Genomic DNA, 24,427 nt, shown 5'->3' with positions numbered 1-24,427 from the left:
GGCACGAAGGTCTACAACATCAACCGCGAATGGGCCCGCCTGCTCGGCGAGCGCGGCGAGATCGAAGCCTCGATCGCCCGCGCCCGGCTGCGCGTCAGCGACGCCCGCCTCCAGATCATCGCCGTCGACGAGACCGCCCGCACCGAGGCTCAGCGCGAGCTGCGCCAGGTCGAGGCCAAGGTCTCCGAGCTCAGCGACCGGCGGCTCGCCAGCGAGGACCGGCTCTCACGCTCCGAGATCCGCGCCCCGATCGCCGGCATCGTCAACGAGTTGACCGTCTTCACCGTCGGCGGCGTCATCACCCCGGCTGCCCGTCTCGCCACCATCGTACCGGGCGAGGCCARGCTCACCGTCGAGGTCAGGATCGCGCCGACCGATATCGACCAGGTCAGGCCGGGCCAGCCCGCCCGCCTGCGCTTCTCCGCCTTCGCCAARAATTCGACCCCGGARCTGCCGGGCACCGTCAGCCATCTCTCCCCGGCGACCACCCGCGACCCCACCACCGGCGCCAATTTCTACACCGGCGAGATCCAGATCGACGGCGATCTCGTCGCYGCCCTCGGCGACCGCAAGCTCCAGCCYGGAATGCCGGTCGAGGTCTTCATCACCACCGAGGAACGCACCGCGCTCTCGTTCCTGACAAAGCCCTTCGCGGACCACGCCAACAGGATCTTCAAGGAACGCTGAAACAGAGCCATACGAGGGGAGGGGCTGTGCCCGCCCCTCTTGGAGCACTCATTGCCGCAAGGCCGCCTCGATCCCGGCGGCAATGGCAAACAGGGTGCGATCGCCGCCGGTCTCGCCGGTCAGCATCAATCCGACCGGAGCCTCGCCAAGCTTATGGCAGGGCAGGCTGATCGCGCAGCGATCAAGGAAGTTGCCGAGGCTCGGGTTGCGCAACAGCAGCCCGTTCAGCCGGAAATACTCGGGATCCTCCGTCAGATCGTCCAGGCGCGGCGCCATGATCGGGCAGGTCGGCATCAGCAGCGCGTCGTAGCCTGCGGTAAGCGCATCCATTACCGCGATGATCTCGCGCCGGGCCAGCACGAGATCGAGATAATCGGCGGCCAGCGCCTGTGCGCCGGTCGCGATCCGGCTGCTGACCCGGGGGTCGTAAAGCTCGCCCTTCGTTTCGAGCAGCGCGCGGTGCCAGGCGAAAGCCTCGGGCGCCGCGAAGCCGAACTTGCTGTTGGCCTTGCCAATTGCCGCGAGCGGCGCGAAATCAACATCGCTGATCAGCGCGCCAAGCGCGCTCAGGCGGCTGACTGCGCGGTCGAAAGCGGCGGACACGGTTGCATCCATGCCATCCCTGACGATCTGGGTCGGAATGGCAAGGCGCAGGCCCGCAATCGGGCGTGGCAGCGGCGGCGCAAGAGAGTCGGCCGCCAGGACGCCGTCAACAATGGCGCAACAGGCCACGCTGGCGCCGAGCGGCCCCAATGAATCAAGGCTGCTCGACAACGGGACGACGCCATCGAGCGGCACCCGTCGCGCTGTCGGCTTGTAGCCGACAATGCCGCAGAGCGCGGCCGGAATCCGGCATGACCCGCCCGTGTCACTGCCGAGTGCAACCGGTGCCATGCCATCGGCAACCGCCACGCCGGAGCCTGACGAGCTGCCACCCGGAATGCGGCGTGAGGCGCGATCCCAGGGACTGAGCGGCGTTCCATAATGTGGATTGGCACCGATTCCCGAATAGGCGAATTCGGTCATGTTGGTCCGACCGATCGGGATGAACCCGGCCGAAATCATGCGTGCGATCGTCGGCGCATGAGCCTTCGCCGGCGCGCAATCGGCCAGTGCACGTGAGCCAGCCATGCTCCGTTCGCCGGCAACGTCGAAGAGGTCCTTCACGGCGAAGGGAATGCCGGCGAATGGGCCGGCCGCACGGCCGACACGCCGCAAGCCGTCATGGGCATCAGCCGACGCCCGGGCGCTGTCTGCCGAGACCGAGATGAAGGCGCGTCGACCTTCGCCCGCCGGATCTGAAATCCGTTCGAGGCATTCCTCCACCAGCGCACGGGCGGTGATCGTTCCACCGGCCAGAGCTTCAGCACAATCCTGCAACGTGCGCATGGTCATCGATTCCCCGAAGCAGCCATCATGTCAGGCTGTATCCGGGCTGACGGTCGAAATCCATTCCTGGCGACCATGGCTCTGCCATGCATTTCGAGGCGCGCGGTCCGCATCAATCAAGCCTGCTCCAAGACAATGAGCCAGTGTCCCGAACGGTTGGAATATCGGCAAGCGGAGCCGCCAATCTACTTTCGCATGTTGCCATAAGAGGCTGTCGTAAATGACCTATTTGATTTATCGATCGACTGATTTCCTGATCGGCTGGCTATTCGGCAAGCAAGGCCGCGCCCGGATCAGGGGATCGAGGATCATAGAGTTTGGTTCCAAATAGTGTGGTTTCGGCAATGAAGCTGAGTGAGTGAGTTACAGTGAAATATCATAAAGACACCAGAATATGCGAGATTGTGGACCTCGGTCTATTGCGCGGTCGGGATAGGCGCCTCTGTTGCAGATCAAAATTTGCCTTTTGCAACAGAGTCGTATGCATTGCGGTCACTTTGGGATTTCGATAAAACTGTTGCAGTGTCAGAGCACTCGGCTCTCTGTGGCCAATAGCCAAGGCAGCCGAGGTCCGCTTTCCGGTAAGCTGATTGTCCCGCCAGCAAAAGGCGATAGATGGCCCATCTCGGACATCTGCAGCGTCAGCTTTCGGGCATATTGCTAGCTCGCGCGCACCTTCCACTGTCATCACACACATGCGCTTGGCAGCTCATCCGTGGTGTCACGATCTGGAAGCGACGCCCAAGCCGTGGCCCTTGGCGCCGCGCAGATGCGGTCAAGTGTGCTCGATCGTAAGGACCGGGACGAAACCTCCACGTTTCCGGTTCTGGTCGTAGATTCGCAGCGGCAGGTCGCTCTCGGCATCCAGGCACGACCCGTCTCGACCGCGAACGAGACCGGCACCGCCGAAAAGATATGGATGGTTGCGCCCTCGCCGTGGGAGGCCTCGATACGGTCGAACGCTCGTCGAAGAACCGCGCGGTACGAAACCAAGTCTCGAGGTCGTCTCATCACGTCATTGCCTGGTGTGGCCGCCGCGATCGACCAGATCAAAGTTTCGGCACCGAACACAGCCTCGATGCGCTCGCTACTAACTGTGGCGCTGACGCCGAGCTTCAAAGCGACCACGCCGCCACGCTCTAGGATCTGTGGACACTTATCTGATCCATAGGATCATGGCGGCGATTGTGACGACGGCGAGGTAGTGTTTGGCCGTCTTTTCGAAACGCGTCGCGACCCGACGAAACTGCTTGAGCCTCGAGAAGCAGCATTCGATGAGGTGGCGCTGGGCGTAGAGGTGCTTGTCGAGGGGATATTTGCGCGCCCGTGACGGGTTGTTGGGAATGACGGCGATGGCGCCCTTCTCGGCAATCTTTCGCCTGAGGGGATCGGCGTCATAGGCCGCGTCAGCCATGACGAGCTTTGCGGGCAATCCTTCGATCAGAGCGTGAGCCTGCGGACAATCACCGCGTTGGCCGGCGGTCAGGACGAAGCGCACTGGGCAGCCCAGGCCTCTGACGGCCATATGGATCTTGGTGCTCAGGCCGCCGCGGGAACGGCCAATGGCCTGATCTTCAGGCCCCCCTTTTTAGCGCCCGACGCGTGCTGGTGAGCGCGGATGATCGTGGAATCGACGATCAGATACTCGAAGTCCGGATCGTCCGACATCGCCGCGAAGATGCGCCACCAGACACCCTTGTGGCTCCAGCGGCTGAAACGGCGGAAAACGCTGTTCCAGTCGCCGAAAACCTCCGGCAGATCGCGCCAGGGCGAGCCCGTTCGCACGATCCACAAGACCGCTTCCACGAACATCCGATTGTCGCGACCAGTCGAACCGCGCGTCCTCTCGTCGCCGATGATATGGAGCGATATCCGCTCCCATTGATCGTCCCGAAGAATCAGGCGGTCCAGAACACCCATGGCTGCCTTCCAAAAGACAGCCTTGAATCACGCATCAGCGCCCATGGGAATCCCAAGAGTCCACGGCTCCTAGTGCGCAGCCGGATGGGCGTCCTTGCCGGTGGCGGGAGCATCCTTCTTCTTGCGAGACAGAACGCTCGCGAGCCAGCGCACCACCACATAGAAGACCGGGGTGAACAGCAGCCCGAACAGCGTCACGCCGATCATGCCGGAGAACACCGCGACGCCGAGAACCTGGCGCATTTCGGCGCCGGCACCGACAGAGATCGTCAGGGGCAGCACGCCAAGGATGAAGGCGAGCGACGTCATCAGGATCGGTCGCAACCGGGTCCTGGCCGCTGCGATCGCAGCCTCGCGCCGGCTCATGCCCTCGTCCTCGGCCTGCTTGGCGAATTCGACGATCAAGATCGCGTTCTTCGCAGCAAGGCCGACGAGCACGACGAGACCGATATCGACGAGCACGTTGCGATCGAAGTCCTTGTAACCGACGCCGACCATCGCCGCGAGAATACACATCGGCACGATCAGGATGACGGCGAGCGGCAAGGTCCAGCTCTCGTACAGTGCCGCCAGCAGCAGGAAGACGAAGACGACGGCGAGGCCGAAGGCGATGATCGCAGTGTTGCCGGCAAGCTTCTCCTGCAATGCGATCTCGGTCCATTCGAAACCGAACCCGGCCGGCAGAACCTGCTGCGCGATCTTCTCCACCTCCGCGATGCCCTGGCCGGTCGAGTAACCGCGCGCCATCGAAAGCTGGACCTCGGCCGCCGGATAGAGGTTGTAGCGCGGCACGCGATAGGCGCCGGTCGTGTCGGAGAAGGTCGCGACCGAGCCGATCGGCACCATCTCGCCGTCGACATTGCGCGTCTTCAACGCCGCGACGTCGCGGATGTCGAGCCGGTAGGGATTGTCGGCCTGCGCCGTCACCCGGAAGGTGCGGCCCAGGATATTGAAATCGTTGACATAGGCCGACCCCATATAGACCGACAGGGTCTCGAACACCCGGGTCACGGGCACACCGAGCATTTCAGCCTTGGTCCGGTCGATATCGGCGTAGATCTGTGGCGTCCTGGTCGAGAACAGCGTGAACGGCTGCTGGATGCCCGGAGCCTGGCCCGCGGTTCCAGCCACTGCCCAGGTCGCGCCCTCAAGCGCCGGCAGGCCGCGCCCGCCGCGATCCTGGACATAGCCCTTGAGACCACCGCCGTTGCCGATTCCGGGAACGGCAGGAGGCTCGATCACCAGGGCGAAGGCCTCGCCGATCTGGCCCAGCTGGCTGCGCAGATCGTTGAGGATGCCCTGGGTCGTGAGGCCCGCCTTGGCCCTTTCCCTGAAGTCGGTGAGGGTGACGAAGGCGACGCCGGCATTGGGCGCCAGGGTGAAGGTTGCGCCATCAAGGCCGGCGAAGGCGACGATATGGGCGACGCCAGGCCGCGACAGCAGCATGTCGGTCGCCTTGCGGATGACCTCGTCGGTTCGCGGCAGCGACGAGCCCGGAGGCAGCTGCACGACGGCGATGAAGTAGCCGCGGTCGAGCTGCGGGACGAGGCCCGTCGGAATCGCCGCCAGGCGCTGGCCGGCGACCGCGATCAGGGCGGCATAGACCAGCAGCATCAGGACGCCGACGCGGATCAGGCGCGAGGTCGCCGCGCCGTATGCGCGCGAGAGCCAGTCGAAGGCCATGTTGAAATATTTGAAGAACCAACGCAGCGGCGCACCGATCGCCGCGAAGAAACCCTTCGGCTCCTCATGGCTGTGCGGCTTCAGCAGGATCGCCGACAGCGCCGGTGACAAGGTCAGCGAAACGAAGCACGAGATCGCCGTTGAGGCTGCGATTGTGACTGCGAACTGCTGGTAGAACGTGCCCTGCAGACCAGTGATGAAGGCGGTCGGGATGAACACGGCGCACAGCACGAGCGCAATCGCGAGCAGGGCGCCGCCGACCTCGTCCATGGTCTTGTGCGCTGCGTCCTTGGCGCTCATGCCTTGCGCCAGATACCGCTCGACATTCTCGACCACGACGATCGCGTCATCGACGACGATACCGATGGCCAGCACCAGCGCCAGCAGCGAGATCGTGTTGAAGGAGATACCGACCGCGCTCATCACCAGGAAGGTGCCGACCAGCGAAACCGGGATCGCGATGATCGGGATGATCGCCGCACGCCAGGTCTGCAGGAACAGGATCACGACGAAGACGACGAGCACGATCGCCTCAAGCAGCGTCGTCACCACGGCGGAGACGGATTCAGCGATGAACTCCGTCGGGTTGTAGACGATCTTGTATTCGACCCCGGCCGGGAAGTTCTTCGACAACCCGTCCATTGTCTTGATGAGCGCTTCGGATGCCGACAACGCATTCGAGCCCGGACGCTGGAACACGCCGATCGCGACGGCTTCCTTGTTGTCGAGATAGGAGTTCGACAGATAGTCCTGCGCGCCGAGTTCGACGCGGGCGACGTCGCGGACGCGGATCGTGCCGCCATCCGCGTCCGAGCGGACGACGATGTTGTAGAACTCGTCGATGCTGGTGAGGCGTCCCTGCGTATTGACCGAAAGCTGGAAGGCGCCATCCGACTTCGCCGGCGGCTGGTTGATCGCTCCGGCGGCGACCTGGATGTTGGCGGCACGGATCGCGGCGATGACATCACCCGCCGTCAGATTGCGCGCCGCGACCTTGGCGGGATCGAGCCAGACGCGCATCGAGTAGTCGCGCGCGCCGAAGACCTGCACGTCGCCGACGCCTTCGACGCGGGTCAGCACGTCCTTCACGTTCAGCGTCGTGTAATTCGAGACGTATTGCTGGTCGCGCGAGCCGTCGGGCGACAGCATATGGATGACCATTAGGAAGTCTGGCGAGGCCTTGCGGACCTGCAGGCCGAGCGTACGGACGTCCTGCGGCAGGCGCGGCTCGGCCGCCGACACCCGGTTCTGCACCAGCACCTGTGCCTGGTCGACATCCGTGCCGGCCTTGAAGACGACGCTGATCGTAACACGCCCGTCACCGGTCGATTGCGACGAGATATAGAGCATATCGTCGACGCCGTTGACCTCCTGCTCGATCGGCGCTGCGACGGTCGAGGCGACGACCTCGGCCGATGCGCCCGGATAGGTCGCGGTGATCGTGACGGTCGGCGGCGCGATCTCGGGATATTCCGCGATCGGCAGGCTGCGCTGCGCGATGGCGCCGGCGATCGTCAGCAGGATCGAGAGAACGGTCGCGAAGATCGGCCGGTCGATGAAGAAATGCGCAAAGCGGAACATGCTGGGGTCCTGGCCGGGAGGGCAGGGCGGGCGGCCGATACCGTCCGCTTCCGGTGATGGCGGCGTAAGCCGTCAGTTGGTTGCGGCGACCTTGATCTCGCCGGCCTGCGGTGAGACGGTCGCGCCCGGCCGCACCATCGGGCTGGCGAGCCCGTTGATGATGACCTTGTCGTCCTTCTCCAGGCCCTTGGTGATCACGCGCAACCCGTCCGCGATCTGACCGAGCACCACCGGCTTGGGCACGACCTTGTTGTCGGCGCCGACCGTCAGCACGATCTTGCTGGCCTGGTCCGAGACGATGACGGCGTCGGGAACGAGCAACGCGTCGACCTGGCCGGCATAGATGCGCACGCGCCCAAAGGTGCCGGGCGTCAGGAACTGGTCCTTGTTCTCGAATACGGCGCGGCTGCGAATCGTGCCTGAGCGGGCATTGAAGGCATTGTCGACGAAGTCGATCTTGCCCTGGCGCTTCCAGCTCGTCTCGTCTGCGAGCCTGACCTGTGCGGTCGGAGCGCTTTCACGGTTCGTCAGCCCGCGCTGCTCGCCGGCAAGCCTGGAATAGCGGAGGTAATCGGCTTCCGACGTATCGAACACGAAATTGATCGGATCGGTGGCCACGATCGTCGTCAGCAGCGTCGCACCCGACTGGCCGCCCGCGACGAGGTTGCCCGCATCGACGCGCTTGTTCGAGATCCGGCCGGACAGGGGGGCGCGAACCTGCGTCCATTCCAGATTGAGCTCGGCGGTCTTGAGATTGGCCTCGGCCGCCTGCTGGGACGCGACGGCACCGTTCAAGTTGGCGCGGCGCTGGTCAATGTCGCGAACCGTGATCGTCCGGTTCTGCGTCAGAGCCTCGGCGCGCTCGACCTCGTTCTGGGCGAGCTCGACCTGGGCCTTGGCGCGCGCGACTTCAGCGCGTGCCGCATCGACGGCAAGCTGATACGGGCGCTGGTCGATTGTGAAGAGCAGATCGCCCTTGTTCACCCGATCGCCGTCGCGGAAATGGATGCTGTCGAGGAACCCGGAGACGCGGGCCCTGATCTCGACCTGCTCGCGCGCTTCGAAGCGGCCTGTGTACTCGTCCCAGTTGGTCACGCGCTTGGCGAGCGGCGCTGCAGTCTGGACCGGCGGAGCCGGTGGGGCGCCCTGGGCGAGGGCCGTGGCGGCGGACGTCGCGAGCAGCACCGCGAAGGTGGCAAGAGTCCGACCCGTTGAGCGGCGGATTCGCATGGAAAAACTCCGGATAGCGGGGCCGGCGCAACCACTCTCGGTTTCCGGGCCGCGCGCAAGAAAGGTTGCGTGCTGACGATTGTCAAGTTCCGTCACTCGACAGCACCGTCGAATGACGACAGATTAGCAACATTCCGGCCAGGGGGTGACAGGATGGCAACAGACGCTTGCCGCCCGGGCGCCAAGGTTCTACCGAAGACGCGACCTGACCAGAGTTGGAAGACCGATATGAACGCGCATGCCCGCCCTGCCGACCCGAAGAAGCTGATCAAGGGTGCAACCGGCGATTGGGAAATCATCATCGGCATGGAAATCCATGCCCAGGTCACCTCCAACGCGAAACTTTTCTCAGGCGCCTCCACCGCCTTCGGGGGCGAGCCGAACGAGCATGTCAGCCTAGTCGACGCGGCCATGCCCGGCATGCTGCCGGTGATCAATGCCGAATGCGTGCGTCAGGCAGTTCGTACCGGCCTAGGGTTGAACGCGCGCATCAACAACCGGTCCGTGTTCGATCGCAAGAACTATTTTTATCCCGACCTGCCGCAGGGCTACCAGATCAGCCAGTACAAGAGCCCGATCGTCGGCGAAGGTGAGATCGTTGTCGATCTCTCGCCGACCGAGCAGATCAGCGTCGGCATCGAGCGCCTCCATCTGGAGCAGGATGCCGGCAAGTCGATCCATGATCAGCATCCGACGATGAGCTTCGTCGATCTCAACCGCTCCGGCGTCGCGCTGATGGAGATCGTCTCGCGCCCCGACCTGCGCTCGGCCGACGAGGCAAAGGCCTTTGTCACCAAGCTGCGCACCATCCTGCGCTATCTCGGCACCTGCGATGGTGACATGGAGAAGGGCAACCTGCGCGCTGACGTCAACGTCTCGGTGCGCCGCCCCGGCGAGCCCCTCGGCACGCGCTGCGAGATCAAGAACGTCAACTCGATCCGCTTCATCGGCCAGGCGGTCGATGTCGAGGCGCGCCGCCAGGTCGGCATCCTCGAGGATGGCGGCAAGATCGACCAGGAAACGCGGCTCTATGATCCCGGCAAGGGCGAGACCCGTTCGATGCGTTCCAAGGAGGAGGCGCATGATTATCGCTATTTCCCGGACCCGGACCTGCTGCCGCTCGAATTCGACGATGCCTTCGTCGAGCATCTGAAGGCAGCGCTGCCGGAACTGCCCGACGCCAAGAAGGCGCGCTTCATCGCCGAATACGGCCTGACGCCCTATGATGCCTCCGTGCTCGTCGCCGAGCGCGAGCAGGCGGATTACTTCGAGGCTGTCGCCAAGGGCCGCGACGGCAAGGCCGCCGCCAACTGGGTGATCAACGAGTTGTTCGGCCGTCTGAACAAGGAAGGCAAGGATGTGACCGCCTCGCCGGTCTCTGCCGCCCAGCTCGGCGGCCTCGTCGATCTGCTTGGCGAGAGCGTCATTTCGGGCAAGATCGCCAAGGATCTGTTCGAGATCCTCTGGTCCGAAGGGGGCGATCCGCGCGAAATCGTCGAGACGCGCGGCATGAAGCAGGTGACCGACACCGGAGCGATCGAGAAGGCGGTCGACGAGATCATCGCCGGCAATCCCGACAAGGTCGAGCAGGTCAAGCTGAAGCCGACCATGCTTGGCTGGTTCGTCGGCCAGGCCATGAAGGCGTCGGGCGGAAAGGCCAATCCGCAGGCGCTGAACGAGATCCTGAAGAAGAAGCTGGGTATCGAGTGACGCCAGACAGGCTCATCATCCGCGACGCGGTTGCGGCCGATCTCCCGGCCGTCCGCTCGCTGTTGGTCGAGACCTGGCATGCCACCTATGACGGCATTTATGGCTGGCAGCGTGTCGCCGAGATCACCAATGCCTGGCATTCGCTGGAGAATCTGAGCGCCCAGCTCGGTCGCGACGGCGAAGCCTTTCTCGTCGCTCTGGTCGATGACCAGATCGTTGCGACCTCGTCCGCCCGCCGCGAGCGCGACCGGGCGGCGCTGCTGACGCGGCTCTATGTCCTGCCGACCTATCAGGGCGTCGGGATCGGCCGCACCCTGCTGCACGTCACGCTCGCCCATTTCCCCCTGGCGCCGGTTGCGCGCCTGGAAGTCGAGCTGCAGAACGAGCCCGCGATCGCATTCTACGAGCGGATGGGCTTCTTCCTGCAGCGCTCGGCCCGCTTCGACGGCCGCGATGACACGCCCAACACCTTGCTGATGGCAAAGCGCCTGTTTGCCGAGTGACGGCAGCCGGCGGAGCCCGTCAGCGTGCCGCACGGGCCGGCATGCCGAGTTCCGTTTCGGAAAGGGCTTTGCTAACACCGCGCCAACCGCGGGGCTGTCCAGCGGTCCGGAGGCCTGGCCATGAGCAAGAGCAAGATCGATCCGTCCGAGATTTCCATTCGCCAGGCCCGGCGCGACGATGTCCAGCGTGTCGCCAGCCTGATCGTGCTTGGCTCCGCGACACAGGAAGTGACGGAACAGGACGCCGCAGCTGAAGCCGCGCACCCGGACTATGAGCGGGCCTTCGACGAGGTTCTGGCGAGTCCCGACACCACACTTTTCGTCGCCGAGCGCGCCGGAGAGGTCGTCGGCACCTTCCAGGTCACGCTCATTCCGGGTTTCGCCGCACGAGGGCGCAAGCGTGCGAAGTTCGAGAGTGTCCACGTTGCGCCGGAAACGCGGGGAATGGGGATCGGCGCAGTGATGATGACCCACGGGCTCGCCTTCGCAAAGGAGAAGGGAGCGGGGCTGGTCGAGCTGACCTCGCACAAGGCTCGCACCGACGCCCATCGCTTCTATCGCAATCTTGGCTTCGACCAGAGCCACGAAGGCTTCAAGAAGCCGGTCTGAAGGCCGCAGAGCCGTCCAGGCCGATCGCGGGCGGCTTACCATGCCCGGACATGACCAACCTGCTTGCCAAGCAGGTCGGCAACCCTACCGACGGCCTGCCGGGCGGCCTACATCAGATCCCGGCCCAATCGCGACAGGAAAGCTGTGATGCTCGCACGTTCGTCAAAGCCGATCGATCTCTACTACTGGCCGACGCCCAACGGCTGGAAAATCACCATCATGCTCGAGGAGTGCGGGCTTCCTTACAACCTCATCCCCGTGAATATCGGCAAGGGCGATCAGTTCAAGCCCGACTTCCTGGAGATCTCGCCGAATAATCGCATGCCGGCGATCGTCGATCATGATGGGCCCGGCGGAAAGCCGATCTCGGTCTTCGAGTCCGGTGCGATCCTGCAATATCTCGGCCGCAAGACCGGACAATACTACCCTGCCGATGAGCGTGGCCGCGTCGCGGTCGATGAATGGCTGTTCTGGCAGATGGGCGGCTTTGGGCCGATGCTCGGCCAGACCCATCATTTCCGCATCTACGCGCCCGAGAAGCTGCCTTACGCCATCGATCGCTACACCAACGAAGCCAACCGGCTCTATGGCGTGCTCAATCGCCGTCTCGAGGGCCGCGACTATATCTGCGGCGCTTACTCGATTGCCGACATGGCCTGCATCGGCTGGGCCAGGGGGTGGGAGAAGCAGGGGCAGGACATCAGGCAGTTCCCGAATGTCGGGCGCTGGCTGGAAACGATGCAGGCCCGCCCGGCCGTGCAGCGCGGCCTCGCGATCGGCGCTGAACTGCGCAATCCGGCCGGCATCAGCACGCCGGAAGAGAAGGCCGTTCTGTTCGGGCAGCGGGCCCGCTGAGCTGATCCGTTGGCGATGGTCGTCCTTGGGTTGACCGTCGCCCTCCCGTCATGCTCGGCGCGTGCCGGGCTGGCGGCGCAGATGCCGGTTGCTGACTGACCGGACAGCGCCCTAAGCTCGTCGCGTCAGTTCGCCCGAGTCCATTTCACCGAGCGGCAGATGATACCGCCGAGCACGCAGCCCGAGGTGGTCAGCGCATCTCCGGACAAGGACATCGTGCCGGAATAGGTCTTGCCATCCTCCGGATTGAAGGCGCTGCCGCCCCATTTGCCGGCGCCGGTCGGCTTCATGTCGTAGAAGATGCGCTGGCCGACCTTGGCGGGGCCGTTCGTGTCCTTCAGCCAGGCCAGTGTGCCGCACATCGCCTCGCCGCATTTGGCAAAGCGCACCCGCGAGGCCCCGCTATCGCGCAGCCAGGTGCCGCTGACATCCTGTGCCAGGGCGGAGCCGGTGCCGGCGAGTGCCAGCGTCGCGAATCCGAGCAGAGCGGCCCTGGCCGAGGTTTTGTGAAAGCGCATGCGATCCTCCCGTTTCGACCAGCTATGGCTGCATGGTTCAGATATGAACTATATCCAAGCCGGCTTTCACTTCAAGCAGGGGACGCGTCGGGCTTGATGGACGGCTCCCGCCGGACCGACACGAAGCGGGACAGGCAAACGAAGCCGGCCGGGCAGCCTTGTAGGGCGGGGAGGCGGCAGCTATAAGCCGCCGCATTCTCCAGATTGTCCCTAAGGAACCAACGATGGCTGTCCAGCGTACCTTTTCCATTCTCAAGCCCGACGCGACGCGGCGCAACCTGACCGGCGCGGTCAACGCGGTGATCGAGAAGGCTGGCCTGCGCATCGTCGCGCAGAAGCGCATTCAGATGACCAAGGGCCAGGCCGAGACCTTCTATGCCGTCCACAAGGAACGGCCCTTCTTCGGCGAGCTGGTCGAGTTCATGACGTCCGGCCCGGTCGTCGTTCAGGTCCTGGAAGGCGAGAACGCCATCGCCACCTATCGCGACGTGATGGGCGCCACCAACCCGGCGAATGCCGCCGAGGGCACGATCCGCAAGCTCTTCGCCGAGTCGGTTGGCGAGAACACCGCTCACGGTTCGGATGCGCCGGAGACTGCCGCCATCGAGATCGCGCAGTTCTTCGCCGGCAACGAGATCGTCGGCTGACGCGGCGCGACTGCTGATCGTCTTCGAACGGCGGAGCCAGTGGCTCCGCCGTTTTCGTTCGGGGAACTAGTTGAAGCCGAGATCGAAGGCGTAGCTGGCGGAGACGCCGACAGTCAGCGAATCCCGTGAGCCGAACGGCTTGACGATCGGCGATCTGGTCGCATCGCCGACGAGGTGCTTGTATTCGAGATAGGCAGTCGTCTGCAGCTTCTCGGACCAGTTATAGGTCACCTGCGCGATCGCGCCGATCGAGTTGATCCCGGCATTGTAACGCTGCAGCAGGCCGCCTCTGCCCGCGTAATTGCCGCCGAAATAGGTCCGGACATAGTCGGCCCCGACGACGCTCATGCGCGGGCCGGCGCCGATCGTCCAGGCCCCGATCTTCTGGAAGGCGTCGATCTTGAATTCGGCGACAAGCGCGTCATGCGTGATCACGCCGCGGCGCAGGTCGACGCGGCCGCGCAGCCAGGAGGTCGGGTAGAATTCGACAAAACCGCCGAGCTCGGCGCCGAACTTGACGTCCGGCATGCCGATCAGCGCACGGTTGGTGCTCGCCTTGCGCTCCCAGAGCAGGTTGCCGGAGAAGCCGACGCGCCAGGCCTTGCCCGAGAAGAAGCCGATGCTGATCGCATCGTCTTCCGATGACCACCAGGTGCTCTTGGTGCCACGCGCCAGGTTCACGATCGCCCGCGGCCGGAAGACATAGTCGTTCGAACCGGAATAGTCCGGCGTGTAGCGCAGGCCGCCTCCCAGGGTCAGGTGCCAGTTCTGGACGGATTCGGGGGAGGTGAGGGTGGTGTAATCGCTGGACTGGGCTTGAGCTGAGCCGGCAGGCGACAGGCAGAGACTGGCCGCAAGGCCGGTCAGAAACGCAACGCAACGCATTATCGAACTCCGGCGCAACGGCGCCTTGGCAAGCGGAAGTTCCGACAATCTGAAGCGTTATCGTTAATCCCGGGTTGACGCCGCCGGCATTGACCGCAAAAGCCCGGCGCGTCACCAGTAGCGGGCTGAAGGATCATCCATGACCGAACTGCCCCGCATCACGCATCTGCCGTCAGTCTGCCCACATGACTGCCCATCGGCCTGTTCGCTGGAAGTCGAGGTGATCGACGGGCGCAGCATCGGGCGGGTGCGCGGCAGCAAGCGCCAGAGCTACACCGACGGCGTGATCTGCGCGAAGGTGGCGCGGTATTCCGAGCGCATCCATCATCCGGACCGGCTGCTGCACCCCTTGCGCCGCACCGGACCGAAGGGCTCCGGGCAGTTCGAGCGCATCTCCTGGGACGAGGCGCTGGACGAAACCGCACGCCGCTTCGTCGCGATCGAGGCCGAGCATGGCGCCGACGCCGTCTGGCCCTATTACTATGCCGGCACGATGGGGCTGGTGATGCGTGACGGCATCAACCGGCTGCGCAACGTCAAGCGCTACTCCGGCCAGTATTCGACGATCTGCACGACGATGGCCTGGACCGGGTTCATCGCCGGCACGGGCCGGCTCGCCGGTCCCGATCCGCGCGAGATGGCGCAATCGGACTGCGTGGTGATCTGGGGCACGAACGCCGTGCACACCCAGGTCAATGTCATGCATCACGCGATCAAGGCGCGGAAGGAGCGCGGCGCCAAGATCGTCGCCATCGACATCTACCACAACCCGACGCTGGCCCAGGCCGATCTCGCATTGGTGCTGCGCCCGGGTACCGATGGCGCGCTCGCCTGCGCCGTCATGCATGTCCTCTTCCGCGACGGCCATGCCGACCGCGACTATCTCGCGCGCTACACCGATGCGCCCGCCGAGCTCGAGGAGCATCTCGCCAGCCGCACGCCGGAATGGGCGGCTGCGATCACAGGGCTCGACGTCGCCGCGATCGAGGAATTCGCGACCCTGGTCGGCACCCGCAAACGCAGCTTCTTCCGCCTCGGCTATGGCTTCGCACGCCAGCGCAACGGTGCGGTGAACATGCATGCGGCGCTCTGCGTCCCGACGGTGACAGGCGCCTGGCAGTACGAAGGCGGCGGCGCCTTTCACTCGAACAGCGGCATCTACCAGTGGCGCAAGAGCCTGATCGAAGGGCTGGATGTCCGGGATCCCCGCATCCGCCAGCTCGACCAGTCGCAGATAGGCAGGGTTTTGACTGGCGATACCGAGGCCTTGCGCCAGGGCGGGCCCGTGAAGGCGCTCTTCATCCAGAACACCAATCCCGTCTCGGTTGCGCCCGAGCAGGAACTGGTCAAGCAAGGCTTTGCCCGTGACGACCTGTTCACGGTCGTGCACGAGCAGTTCATGACCGAGACCGCAGCCATGGCCGACATCGTGCTGCCGGCGACGCAGTTCATGGAGCATGACGATCTCTACCAGGGCGGCGGGCATCAGCACATCATGTGGGGCGGCAAGCTCGTCGAGCCGCCCGGCGAGTGCCGCTCGAACCACGAGGTGATCTGTGCGCTGGCCGGGCGCCTGGGCGCCGAACATCGCGGGTTCGCGATGACGCCGCGCGAGATCGTCGACTGGACGCTGCGCGAGACCGGCCGCGGCACGTTGGACGAGCTGATCGCGGCCGATTTCCACGACATCCAGCCGGGGTTCGATCGCGCCCATTACGTCGACGGTTTCGGCTATCGCGACGGCAAGTTCCGCTTCAAGCCGGACTGGCCCAAGGTGCCCAACGCCAATGACGGTCCGGTCGGCCCCTATGGCCAGATGCCGGGGCTTCCCGATCATTGGGGCGTGATCGAGAACACGGACGAGGCGCATCCCTTCCGCCTCGCGACCAGCCCCGCCCGCAGCTTCCTCAACTCGACCTTCACCGAGACACCAAGCTCGCAGAAGAAGGAGGGCGGACCGAGCTTGATGATTCATCCGCAGGACGCGGAGGAGCTCAGCATTTTCGATGGCGGCGAAGTCGTTATCGGCAACCGGCGCGGCAGCGTGCATCTGACGGCGAAATTCTTCTCCGGCGTGGTGCGCGGCGTCGTCATTGCCGAATCGATCTGGCCGAATGCGGCGCACAGGCATGGGCGCGGCATCAACACCATCACCGGCGCCGATGCGGTCGCTCCCTTCGGCGGGGCCGCCTTCCACGACAACAAAGTGTGGATCAAGAAGGCGTGACTGATCGGCCACTTGACCTTTACGGAGGGCTGTGACCATTCCGCCGCGCGCGGGCGAGGCATGGATGATGCTTGCCCCGGCATGGGCATGTCTCGAAGGAACTGCGGAATCATGAAGATGCGGCGGATAGGTGCGGTCGTTCTGGCCGGTGGGTTCCTGATGATGGCTGCGGTTTCGGCCCAGGCCGCGAGCGGCACGAGCGCGTTGCCGCCGCCCGATCCGACCGCCAAGAACCTGACGCCCTACATGATCCAGCTTCGGGCCTTTGATGCCTGCTTGGTCACCCAGTCGCAACTGATGGGCACGACGCGTGAAGCCGTCCACACGCCTTGCAGCTGCTATGCCAAGGGCACCGTCAACGCGATGACCAAGGACGAAATCCAGGCCTTCCGCGAAACCGGCTATTTCAACGACAGCGCCCGCGCCAAGGGCTACGATTTCATCGATCGCTGCAAGCTCAGGCGGCCGAGCTGATCAGCTTCCGGTCGGCGAAATAGCGCGCCCCGATCCGTCCCGCATAGGCGACGAGATTGGGGTGGCTCTCGATCACGCCTCGTATCGGCGATTCGAAAAGAGTGCACAGCCCCGAGGCCAGGAAGGCGCCAAGCGTGGCGTCTGCGCCGCAAGGCTCATTGCCCATCAGATAGAGCCGCTCGCCCAGGATCGCGGCGGCGGCTCCCAGCGCATGCCGGGCAAGCTCCGCCTGTTCAACCGGGCTGTGGCGCCCGGTGCCCTGGCCCTTCAGCGTGCGCTGCACCTGGCGTTTGACCATCGCGGCAACGAGCGGTCGCAACGGCGCCGGAACGACTCTGAAGAACTGAAGCGGCCCCCGGTTGAAATTGCTGTCATTGGCCCAGCGCTCGCTGACCACGAACCAGTAGAGATGATCCTCCAGCATCTTCTCGACGGCCCAGGCGATGCCGCGCTGTTCTGGTGTCAGGCCCTTGTCGAAGTCGATGCCGTATTTCCGCTCCAGATGCAGTCTGATGAAGGTGCTGTCGGCGACGATCTCGCCAGCGTCGATGATCAGCGGCAGCTTGCCCTTGGGCGCCCGCCTCATATTGCCGATCTTGCGCTCATGCGGGAGACCCGACATCTGCAGGAGGATGTCCGCCTTCATGCAGAAGGGGCTCGGATCCGGCAGGCCGAACCCGGGACCGAAGACCTGTAGCGTGATCATGCGAAATCCCCCATTGGCAGAGGCAAGGCGTCGGTTTTCTGCTGACAGACTGCTGACAACTCTTGTCAGCAGAGCTAGAGCATTCTCCTGCCCAACTTGATGCTTGGGAATTCCTCGTCATGCAACGTGCCGAACGTCTGCTCGATCTGATCCAGGGCCTGCGCCGACGTCGCAGGCCGGTGACGGCCGATACCCTCGCCGCCGAACTCGATGTCTCGGTGCGGACGATCTACCGCGATATCGGCGCATTGATGCGCCAGGGCGTGCCGGTGCGCGGCGAGGCCGGCATCGGCTATGTGCTCGACGCTGGCTTCGATCTGCCGCCGCTGATGCTCTCGCCGGACGAGATCGAGGCGGTTCTCGTCGGCATGCGCTGGCTTGGCGAGCGTGCCGACCCGGTGCTGGCACGCGCGGCGGAAGACGTCGTCAGCAAGGTCGCAGCCGTCCTGCCGCCGCATCTGCGGCCGATCCTGCTCGATGGCGCCCTGTTCGCGCCGGCCTATCGCTGCGACCAACCGGTCGATCAGATCGATGCCGCCGGTATCAGGGCTGCGATCCGCCAGGGCCGCAAGCTCGCGATCCGGTATCGCGACGAGGCCGGTCAGGAGACCGACCGGATGATCTGGCCGATCGGCATGACATTCTACGAGCGGGTGCGGATCGTCATCGCCTGGTGCGAGCTGCGGCAGGCCTTCCGGCATTTTCGCACGGATCGCATCACCGATCTCGTCCCGCGCGAAGAGCGCTATCCGGCAAGACGGGCCGATCTGTTCCGTCGCTGGGAGAAGGAAGAGGAAGAGGCGGCACAGGCCCGATCCTGCCCGATCGATCAGCCGCGCACGACCTCGCCCCCGGCCAGCGTGGCCCTACCGGAGGCAACCTCCGCCAGCGCCCGCTGATAGAGCGCGTGTTCGACGCCGAGCACGCGTTGCGCCAGGGCATCCTCGTCGTCGCCGGCAAGCACGGGAACCCGGGTCTGTGCGATCACCGGCCCGGCATCGAGCTCCGGCACGACGAAATGCACGCTGCAGCCATGCTCCTTGACCCCGGCTTCGAGAGCCTGGCGATGGGTATGCGTGCCCTTGAACAGGGGAAGCAGCGAGGGGTGGATATTGAGCAGCCGTCCTTCCCAGCGCCTGACGAACCAGGGCGTCAGGATGCGCATGAAGCCGGCGAGCGCGATGAGCTCGATCTGGTTGACGCGCAGGACATCGTCCATGGCACGCTCGAAAGCCTCACGATCCCGACCGAAGGAGCGGTGATCGACGGTTGCGACGGGCACTCCGGCAGCCGCAGCCCGGGCCAGGCCACCGGCCTCGGGCACGTTCGAGAGCACAAGAGCGATCTCGGCCGGATAGTCGCCGGCCTGCGCCGCCTCGATCAGCGCGGCCATGTTGGAACCGCGCCCCGAGATCAGGATCGCGGTGCGACGGCGCGCCGGCTGAATCACAGGCTGAGCGTCCCGCGATAGCTCACGGGCTCTTCGCCGGCCGCGACCGGGACGATTTCGCCAAGCCGCACCGGCGCTTCGCCGGCGTCCCTCAGGGCGGCCTCGACCTCACCGGCCTTGCCGGCTTCAGCGGTGACGATCATGCCGATGCCGCAATTGAAGGTGCGAAGCATCTCGCGCTCGGCAACGCCGCCGACTTTGGCAAGCCAGCCGAAGACCGGCGGAACCGGAATGGCCGCGAGATCGAGCGCAACGCCGAGCCCTTCAGGCAGCACGCGCGGAATATTGTCGGGGAAGCCGCCCCCGGTGATGTGGGCAAGCGCCTTGATGCCCGCTGTCGCCTTCAGCGCAGCCAGCAGCGGCTTCACATAGATCCGTGTCGGCACGAGCAGCGCTTCGGCGAGGCTGGTCTCAGGCGCGAAGGGGGCGGGAGCCTCCCAGCTCAATCCCGACAGCGCGACAATGCGCCGGACCAGCGAGTAGCCGTTGGAATGGACGCCGGAGGAGGGCAGGCCGAAGACCACGTCGCCAGGCACGAGATCCGCACGTGGCAGCAGTGCTCCGCGCTCGGCGGCGCCGACCGCAAAGCCCGCGAGGTCATAATCCTTCTCGGCATACATGCCGGGCATCTCGGCCGTTTCGCCGCCGATCAGCGCGCAGCCGGCTTGCCGGCAGCCATCGGCGATGCCGCGCACGATCTCGACGCCGACCTGCGGATCGAGCTTGCCGGTAGCGTAATAGTCGAGGAACAGCAGCGGCTCGGCGCCCTGCACGATCAGGTCGTTGACGCACATCGCGACGAGGTCGATGCCGATCGTCGAATGCCGCCCGCTTTCGATCGCGATCTTGACCTTCGTGCCGACGCCGTCATTTGCGGCGACCAGGATCGGGTCATTGAAGCCCGCAGCCTTCAGATCGAAGAGCCCGCCGAAGCCTCCGATCTCCGCATCGGCACCGGGGCGGCGCGTGGCACGCACCAGCGGCTTGATGGCATCGACCATCGCGTTGCCGGCATCGATGTCGACGCCCGCCTGCGCATAGGTCAGTCCGTTCGCTCCTGGCTTGCTCATGGTCCTCGGCTTCCATTCCGTTCGCGCGAGCGATAGGCAAGCCAGCCGCGCCTTGCAAGCCGCTATGACGGATTCGGCCTTGCCGGTGCACCGTTTCGGGCTCTAGCGTCGCACAGGACAGCGCTGCGAATCCGGAAGAGCATGACCCTTCCCAACCTCATCACCATCGGCCGGCTGTTTCTGGTGCCGCTCGTCGTGGTGATGATCACCAATGGACGCTGGGAGACGGCCTTCATCCTCTTCGTGGCGGCCGGGGTCTCGGACGCGGTCGATGGGTTCATTGCCAAGCGCTTCGGCATGACCAGCGAGCTTGGCGCCTATCTCGACCCCGTCGCGGACAAGGCGTTGATCGTCTCGATCTACATCACGCTTGCGCTGGTCGGGGCTATCCCGGTCTGGCTGGTCGTCCTGGTGGTCTCGCGCGACCTGATGATCGTCTCCGCCGTGATCCTGTCCTGGGTGATGGAAAAACCCGTCGAGATCGCTCCTTTCGTGGTCAGCAAGCTCAACACGGCCGCACAGCTCAGTTTCGCCGCGCTGATGCTCGGGAGCAAAGCCTTCGGGGTCGATCCCGGGCCGGCGATCGATGTCGGCCAGCTCCTGGTCGCCGTATTGACGCTGGGATCAATGGCGGCCTATCTCGCGTTCTGGCTGCGCCATATGGCGGCCTGACCTGCGGCGAGCGGGCGCGATTGCGTCCGTTTCAGTGCTGCGGCTTGGAACTTGCTCCGTGTTCACCCATCTTCGTGGACGCGGTCGATGATCTCGCATCGCGGAATCCGCCGGGGACTGCCTGTTCATGTCGTTGCAACGCCAAATCGGTTTCTGGCTGATCTCGCTCGCAGTCTTCGTGCTGTGCCTGGTCTTGCTGCGCGACGTGCTGCTGCCATTCATCGCGGCGCTGGCGCTGGCCTATCTGCTCGACCCCCTTGCGGATCGGCTCGAGCGGCTCGGAATGAGCCGTCTGGCCGCGACGATTGTCATCCTGATCGTCTTCCTTCTGATCTTCGTGCTGTCACTCGTGCTGCTCATGCCCTTGCTCGGCCAGCAGCTCGCCGGCTTCGTCGCGCGGATGCCCGAGGTCGCTGCCAAGCTGCAAACGCTGATCCTGGAGCGGGGGGCGCCGCTCCTCGAGAAGCTGGGCGGTGGCAAGCTTGCCCAGGATGCCCAGAATTCACTCGGAAATCTCGTCGGCGAAGCAACCAAATGGGTCGGCAGTGTCCTGCAATCGCTCTGGTCCGGGGGGACCGCGATCATCGGCGTGTTCTCACTGCTGGTTCTGACCCCCGTCATCGCCTTCTATCTGCTGGTCGACTGGGACCGCATGTGCGCGACCGTCGACAGCTGGTTGCCGCTCGACCATCGCGACACCATCCGCGGCCTGCTGAGCGAGATGGATAAGGCGATCGCCGGCTTCCTGCGCGGGCAGGCGCTGCTCTGCATCCTGCTCGGGACCTTCTATGCCGTGGGATTGAGCATCGTCGGCGTCAATTTCGGCGCGCTCATCGGCATCATCAGCGGCTTCCTCTCCTTCATCCCCTATGTCGGCTCGCTGACGGGCCTCGTGCTGTCGGTCGGCGTCGCGATCGTGCAGTTCTGGCCGGAGTGGACCTGGCCGTTGGTGACGCTCGGCGTCTTTGCCGCCGGTCAGTTCATCGAAGGCAACATCCTGCAGCCAAAGCTCGTCGGCGACTCGATCGGCGTGCATCCGGTCTGGCTTATGTTCGCGCTGCTTGCCTTCGGCTCTCTCTTCGGCTTCGTCGGGCTCCTGCTTGCGGTTCCCCTTGCGGCAGTCATCGGGGTCTTGAGCCGTTTCGCGCTTCGGCAGTATCTGGCGAGCAACATCTATCATGGCGGCGATGTTTCGAAGTCCGCCGAAGCCCGCAAGCGTCTCGGAGCCGATGTCTGACCATACAAGCCGCCCGCGTCAGCTCGCCTTCGACCTGCCCGTCGACAGCCGCCACGGCGTCGAGGATTTCCTGATCGGCCCGTCCAACGAAGCCGCCTATGGGATGATCGAGGCCTGGCCGCACTGGCCCGAGGCCTGGCTGCGCCTGGTTGGCCCGGAAGGGGCGGGAAAGACCCATCTCGCGGCGATCTGGGCCAAGGCGGCCCATGCCTGGGTCGTGCCCGTCTCCGAGGTGACCGAGGAGAACGTGCCGCACCTGATCTCCGGAGGGGCGCTCGTCGTCGAGGATTGCGACAGAGGGCCTCGCGACGAAGCCGCCCTGTTCCACCTCTTGAACGCGATCAAGGCGAAGCGCGGCTCGCTGCTGCTGACCGCACGCGCGGCTCCCGATCAATGGGGCGTACGTATTCCCGACCTGTTGTCGCGCCTGCGGCTGGCGCCGCATGCGACGATCGCGCCGCCGGACGATGCGCTGCTGCGGGCGCTGCTGGTCAAGCTCTTCATCGACCGACAGCTCATCGTCGATGCCGGCATCATCGAAGCGCTAACGCTGCGGATGGAGCGCTCGTTTGCCGCGGCGCGTGCACTGGTCGACGCGCTCGACAGGCTTTCGCTGGAACGCGGGCGGCGCGTCACGCGCGCGCTGGCCGGCGAGGTCCTGGCGGACCTCTTTCCGGATGATGCGAACTGAACAGGCGGCGCAGCCAGGCAGGTTGGAAGGAGAGCGGTATGGCCGACGGGCGTGAGATCCGGCTGTTTTCCTACGGCACATTGCGCCAGAGGAACGTCCAGCTCGCCACATTCGGCCGAGAGTTCGGAGGCCGTGACGACGCCCTTGTCGGCTTCGCCCGCACAATGGTCGAAATCACCGATCCGGAGGTGATCGCCACCAGCGGCGAGACGCATCATCCGATCGTGACCCGGTCCGGCAATCCTGCCGACGAAGTGGCCGGAACCGTCTTCAGCATCACAGCCGCGGAGCTCGCCGCGGCCGATTCCTACGAGGTCACGGATTATCGCCGGATTGCGGTGCGGCTCAGATCCGGGACCGAGGCGTTCGTCTATGTCCGGGCTGCGGACGCGTCCTGAACCGAACGTTCAGGCCGCGCCTTCCGAAGCCGACTTGACCGGCGATCCAACGAGGCGTGCATGCATGGCCTCGATCAGAAGTTCATGCGCACGGGCTGCGATCGCGTCGAGCGAGGGCGTCCGTACGAACATCGCGGCCGCCTTCTCGCTGAGTTCCTCGCGGCTCGGCAGGACCGGCAGATGCCATTGCGCAACGGCGTCCTGGGCCTGCTGCTGCATTTCGGCCAGCCGGTCACCCGCACGTTGCTGCAGTTCGGCGAGCGCATCGCGCAAATCGACGAGCGTCATGGTCGGCAGATGCAGCTCCGACAGGGCAGGGCTCGCCGCATAGGCTTCCCGGAAGGCGCTGACGACGCGGTCCAGCGGCACCGAAGCCGCAAGCCGCTCGGCGGAACGTTCGATGACGCGTGGCGGCAGGGCCTGCGAACGATCGACGACGGCCTGCGGCGGCGCCTTCAGGTCCCAGACCGCGCCGATCTTCGAGAGACCGAGGATCACGTAATAGGTCGGGTCCCACTGCCACCAGCGGAAGCCCTGGCGCACGCTGTACTGATAGGCGTGGTGGTTGTTGTGCCAGCCTTCGCCCATGGTGATGATCGCCAGCCACCAGTTGTTGCGGCTCTCGTCGCCGGTCACATAGTCCTTGTCGCCATGCACATGCGCGAGCGAATTGATGCAGAATGTCGCGTGATAGACCGCAACCGTCGACCAGAAGAAGCCAACGATCAGGCCGGCCCAGCCGTCGATCGCGAAGCAGAGGCCGGCGAGCAGGATCGCGGGCGCCAGCTCGAAACGGTGCAGAAGGCGCAATTCGGGGAACTTCGTCAGGTCCTGAATCGTTGAATCGTCGAAGGTGCTGTGATCCCGGCTGAAGATCCAGCCGACATGCGAATAGGCGAAGGACGTCATGACCGGCGAATGCACGTCATGCTCGGTATCGGCATAGCGATGATGGTGACGGTGCTTGGAGGCCCACCAGAGCACGCTCTTCTGCGCCGTCGATTGGGCCAGCAGCGCGAGCAGAAACTGCCCGAAGCGGCTGGTCTTGTAGGAGCGGTGTGAGAAATAGCGGTGATAGCCACCGGTGACTGCGAACATCCGCAACCAGTACAGCCCGATCGCGAGCCAGACCGAGGTCCAGGTCACACCGCTCCAGAGCGCCCCGAAACAGGCGAGATGCGCCAGCACGAAGGGAACGGCGGATGGGTAGACGATGTCGCCATCATCATGAGGGGCAGTGCTGTCGTTCAAGAATGCTCTCTGTGGGGTTTGCGCGGATCCGCCG

The 24,427-nt window shown here is 64.8% G+C and carries 24 protein-coding genes; 13 read left to right on the top strand and 11 right to left on the bottom strand.

Annotated features, from left to right (window positions below):
• On the top strand, positions 1-687 hold a 687-nt coding region (locus AB4118_RS21960), incomplete at its 5' end, for a beta-barrel domain-containing protein (RefSeq protein WP_441491737.1).
• A gap of 48 nt (positions 688-735) precedes the next feature.
• On the opposite strand, the gene AB4118_RS21955 is transcribed toward AB4118_RS21960, so the two are convergent.
• The 5 genes from AB4118_RS21955 to AB4118_RS21935 form a co-directional block, all read right to left on the bottom strand.
• Complete coding sequence (locus tag AB4118_RS21955; RefSeq protein WP_441491736.1) at positions 736-2,082, bottom strand: amidase; 1,347 nt, start codon at positions 2,080-2,082, stop codon at positions 736-738.
• A 681-nt stretch (positions 2,083-2,763) separates the two neighbouring features.
• Positions 2,764-3,204, bottom strand: coding sequence for an SAVED domain-containing protein (locus AB4118_RS21950; protein ID WP_441491735.1), 441 nt, complete (start codon positions 3,202-3,204; stop codon positions 2,764-2,766).
• Positions 3,205-3,232: 28 nt separating this feature from the next.
• A protein-coding gene (locus tag AB4118_RS21945; RefSeq protein ID WP_441491734.1) for an IS5 family transposase occupies positions 3,233-3,996 on the bottom strand; the annotation gives its coding sequence in 2 pieces (ribosomal slippage) (positions 3,233-3,652 and positions 3,655-3,996; 762 coding nt in all).
• A 69-nt stretch (positions 3,997-4,065) separates the two neighbouring features.
• On the bottom strand, positions 4,066-7,260 hold the full coding sequence (locus tag AB4118_RS21940; protein WP_441491733.1) for an efflux RND transporter permease subunit: 3,195 nt from the start codon (positions 7,258-7,260) through the stop codon (positions 4,066-4,068).
• Positions 7,261-7,332: 72 nt separating this feature from the next.
• A complete protein-coding gene (locus AB4118_RS21935; protein ID WP_441491732.1) occupies positions 7,333-8,490 on the bottom strand; it encodes an efflux RND transporter periplasmic adaptor subunit in 1,158 nt (385 codons plus the stop codon).
• Positions 8,491-8,718: 228 nt separating this feature from the next.
• Here AB4118_RS21935 and gatB point away from each other — a divergent pair, with 228 nt between their 5' ends.
• From gatB to AB4118_RS21915, 4 genes are all read left to right on the top strand, one after another.
• Positions 8,719-10,200, top strand: a complete 1,482-nt coding sequence (gene gatB / locus AB4118_RS21930; RefSeq protein WP_441491731.1) for an Asp-tRNA(Asn)/Glu-tRNA(Gln) amidotransferase subunit GatB — start codon at positions 8,719-8,721, stop codon at positions 10,198-10,200.
• Positions 10,197-10,703, top strand: a complete 507-nt coding sequence (locus tag AB4118_RS21925) for a GNAT family N-acetyltransferase (RefSeq protein ID WP_441491730.1) — start codon at positions 10,197-10,199, stop codon at positions 10,701-10,703. Before gatB ends, AB4118_RS21925 begins: the two co-directional genes overlap by 4 nt.
• Before the next feature lie 120 nt (positions 10,704-10,823).
• Positions 10,824-11,312 carry a GNAT family N-acetyltransferase gene (locus AB4118_RS21920; RefSeq protein ID WP_441491729.1) on the top strand — a complete coding sequence of 163 codons (489 nt, stop codon included), beginning with the start codon at positions 10,824-10,826 and terminating at the stop codon, positions 11,310-11,312.
• 147 nt (positions 11,313-11,459) lie between these two features.
• A complete protein-coding gene (locus AB4118_RS21915) occupies positions 11,460-12,167 on the top strand; it encodes a glutathione S-transferase N-terminal domain-containing protein (RefSeq protein WP_441491728.1) in 708 nt (235 codons plus the stop codon).
• Between the two features lie 125 nt (positions 12,168-12,292).
• Here the strand turns inward: AB4118_RS21915 and AB4118_RS21910 are convergent, their stop codons facing one another.
• Positions 12,293-12,685 (bottom strand): DUF2147 domain-containing protein, encoded by a 393-nt coding sequence (locus tag AB4118_RS21910; protein WP_441491727.1) that lies wholly within the window; start codon positions 12,683-12,685, stop codon positions 12,293-12,295.
• A 224-nt stretch (positions 12,686-12,909) separates the two neighbouring features.
• Here AB4118_RS21910 and ndk point away from each other — a divergent pair, with 224 nt between their 5' ends.
• Positions 12,910-13,332 carry a nucleoside-diphosphate kinase gene (ndk, locus tag AB4118_RS21905; protein WP_441491726.1) on the top strand — a complete coding sequence of 141 codons (423 nt, stop codon included), beginning with the start codon at positions 12,910-12,912 and terminating at the stop codon, positions 13,330-13,332.
• A gap of 66 nt (positions 13,333-13,398) precedes the next feature.
• Here ndk and AB4118_RS21900 read toward each other — a convergent pair whose 3' ends face one another.
• Positions 13,399-14,217 (bottom strand): MipA/OmpV family protein, encoded by an 819-nt coding sequence (locus AB4118_RS21900; protein ID WP_441491725.1) that lies wholly within the window; start codon positions 14,215-14,217, stop codon positions 13,399-13,401.
• Between the two features lie 139 nt (positions 14,218-14,356).
• On the opposite strand from AB4118_RS21900, the gene AB4118_RS21895 reads away from it, so the two are divergent.
• Together AB4118_RS21895 and AB4118_RS21890 are read left to right on the top strand one after the other, a co-directional pair.
• A complete protein-coding gene (locus AB4118_RS21895) occupies positions 14,357-16,444 on the top strand; it encodes a molybdopterin-containing oxidoreductase family protein (RefSeq protein ID WP_441491724.1) in 2,088 nt (695 codons plus the stop codon).
• 111 nt (positions 16,445-16,555) lie between these two features.
• Positions 16,556-16,918: a hypothetical protein gene (locus AB4118_RS21890; protein WP_441479122.1), complete on the top strand. Its 363-nt coding sequence runs from the start codon at positions 16,556-16,558 to the stop codon at positions 16,916-16,918.
• Here the strand turns inward: AB4118_RS21890 and AB4118_RS21885 are convergent.
• On the bottom strand, positions 16,902-17,624 hold the full coding sequence (locus tag AB4118_RS21885; protein ID WP_441491723.1) for a glutathione S-transferase family protein: 723 nt from the start codon (positions 17,622-17,624) through the stop codon (positions 16,902-16,904). The two genes, AB4118_RS21890 and AB4118_RS21885, sit on opposite strands and share 17 nt — an antisense overlap.
• A 119-nt stretch (positions 17,625-17,743) precedes the next feature.
• Between AB4118_RS21885 and AB4118_RS21880 the strand changes: the two genes are divergently transcribed.
• Positions 17,744-18,523 carry a helix-turn-helix transcriptional regulator gene (locus AB4118_RS21880; protein ID WP_441491722.1) on the top strand — a complete coding sequence of 260 codons (780 nt, stop codon included), beginning with the start codon at positions 17,744-17,746 and terminating at the stop codon, positions 18,521-18,523.
• Here AB4118_RS21880 and purN read toward each other — a convergent pair.
• A complete protein-coding gene (gene purN / locus AB4118_RS21875) occupies positions 18,454-19,017 on the bottom strand; it encodes a phosphoribosylglycinamide formyltransferase (protein WP_441491748.1) in 564 nt (187 codons plus the stop codon). The two genes, AB4118_RS21880 and purN, sit on opposite strands and share 70 nt — an antisense overlap.
• Before the next feature lie 53 nt (positions 19,018-19,070).
• Positions 19,071-20,144 (bottom strand): phosphoribosylformylglycinamidine cyclo-ligase, encoded by a 1,074-nt coding sequence (gene purM, locus AB4118_RS21870; protein WP_441491721.1) that lies wholly within the window; start codon positions 20,142-20,144, stop codon positions 19,071-19,073.
• A 141-nt stretch (positions 20,145-20,285) separates the two neighbouring features.
• Between purM and AB4118_RS21865 the strand changes: the two genes are divergently transcribed.
• The 4 genes from AB4118_RS21865 (at position 20,286) to AB4118_RS21850 (ending at position 23,142) form a co-directional block, all read left to right on the top strand.
• The gene (locus AB4118_RS21865) at positions 20,286-20,816 is read left to right on the top strand and encodes a CDP-alcohol phosphatidyltransferase family protein (protein WP_441491720.1); all 531 of its coding nucleotides are present in this window, start codon (positions 20,286-20,288) and stop codon (positions 20,814-20,816) included.
• A 127-nt stretch (positions 20,817-20,943) separates the two neighbouring features.
• Positions 20,944-22,053: an AI-2E family transporter gene (locus tag AB4118_RS21860; RefSeq protein WP_441491719.1), complete on the top strand. Its 1,110-nt coding sequence runs from the start codon at positions 20,944-20,946 to the stop codon at positions 22,051-22,053.
• Positions 22,046-22,744, top strand: a complete 699-nt coding sequence (locus AB4118_RS21855) for a P-loop NTPase family protein (RefSeq protein WP_441491718.1) — start codon at positions 22,046-22,048, stop codon at positions 22,742-22,744. The genes AB4118_RS21860 and AB4118_RS21855 overlap by 8 nt, the downstream gene beginning before the upstream one ends.
• A 38-nt stretch (positions 22,745-22,782) precedes the next feature.
• Positions 22,783-23,142, top strand: coding sequence for a gamma-glutamylcyclotransferase family protein (locus AB4118_RS21850; protein ID WP_441491717.1), 360 nt, complete (start codon positions 22,783-22,785; stop codon positions 23,140-23,142).
• Positions 23,143-23,151: 9 nt separating this feature from the next.
• Here AB4118_RS21850 and AB4118_RS21845 read toward each other — a convergent pair whose 3' ends face one another.
• Entirely contained in the window at positions 23,152-24,393 is a 1,242-nt protein-coding gene (locus AB4118_RS21845; protein WP_441491716.1) for an acyl-CoA desaturase, read from the bottom strand.
• Positions 24,394-24,427 lie beyond the last annotated feature (34 nt).

This window comes from Allobosea sp. 2RAB26, from assembly GCF_052115465.1.
Classification (GTDB): Bacteria; Pseudomonadota; Alphaproteobacteria; order Rhizobiales; family Beijerinckiaceae; genus Allobosea.
The sequence above is the reverse complement of the archived record's forward strand: the minus strand, read 5'-3'. Positions and strand labels throughout refer to the sequence as shown.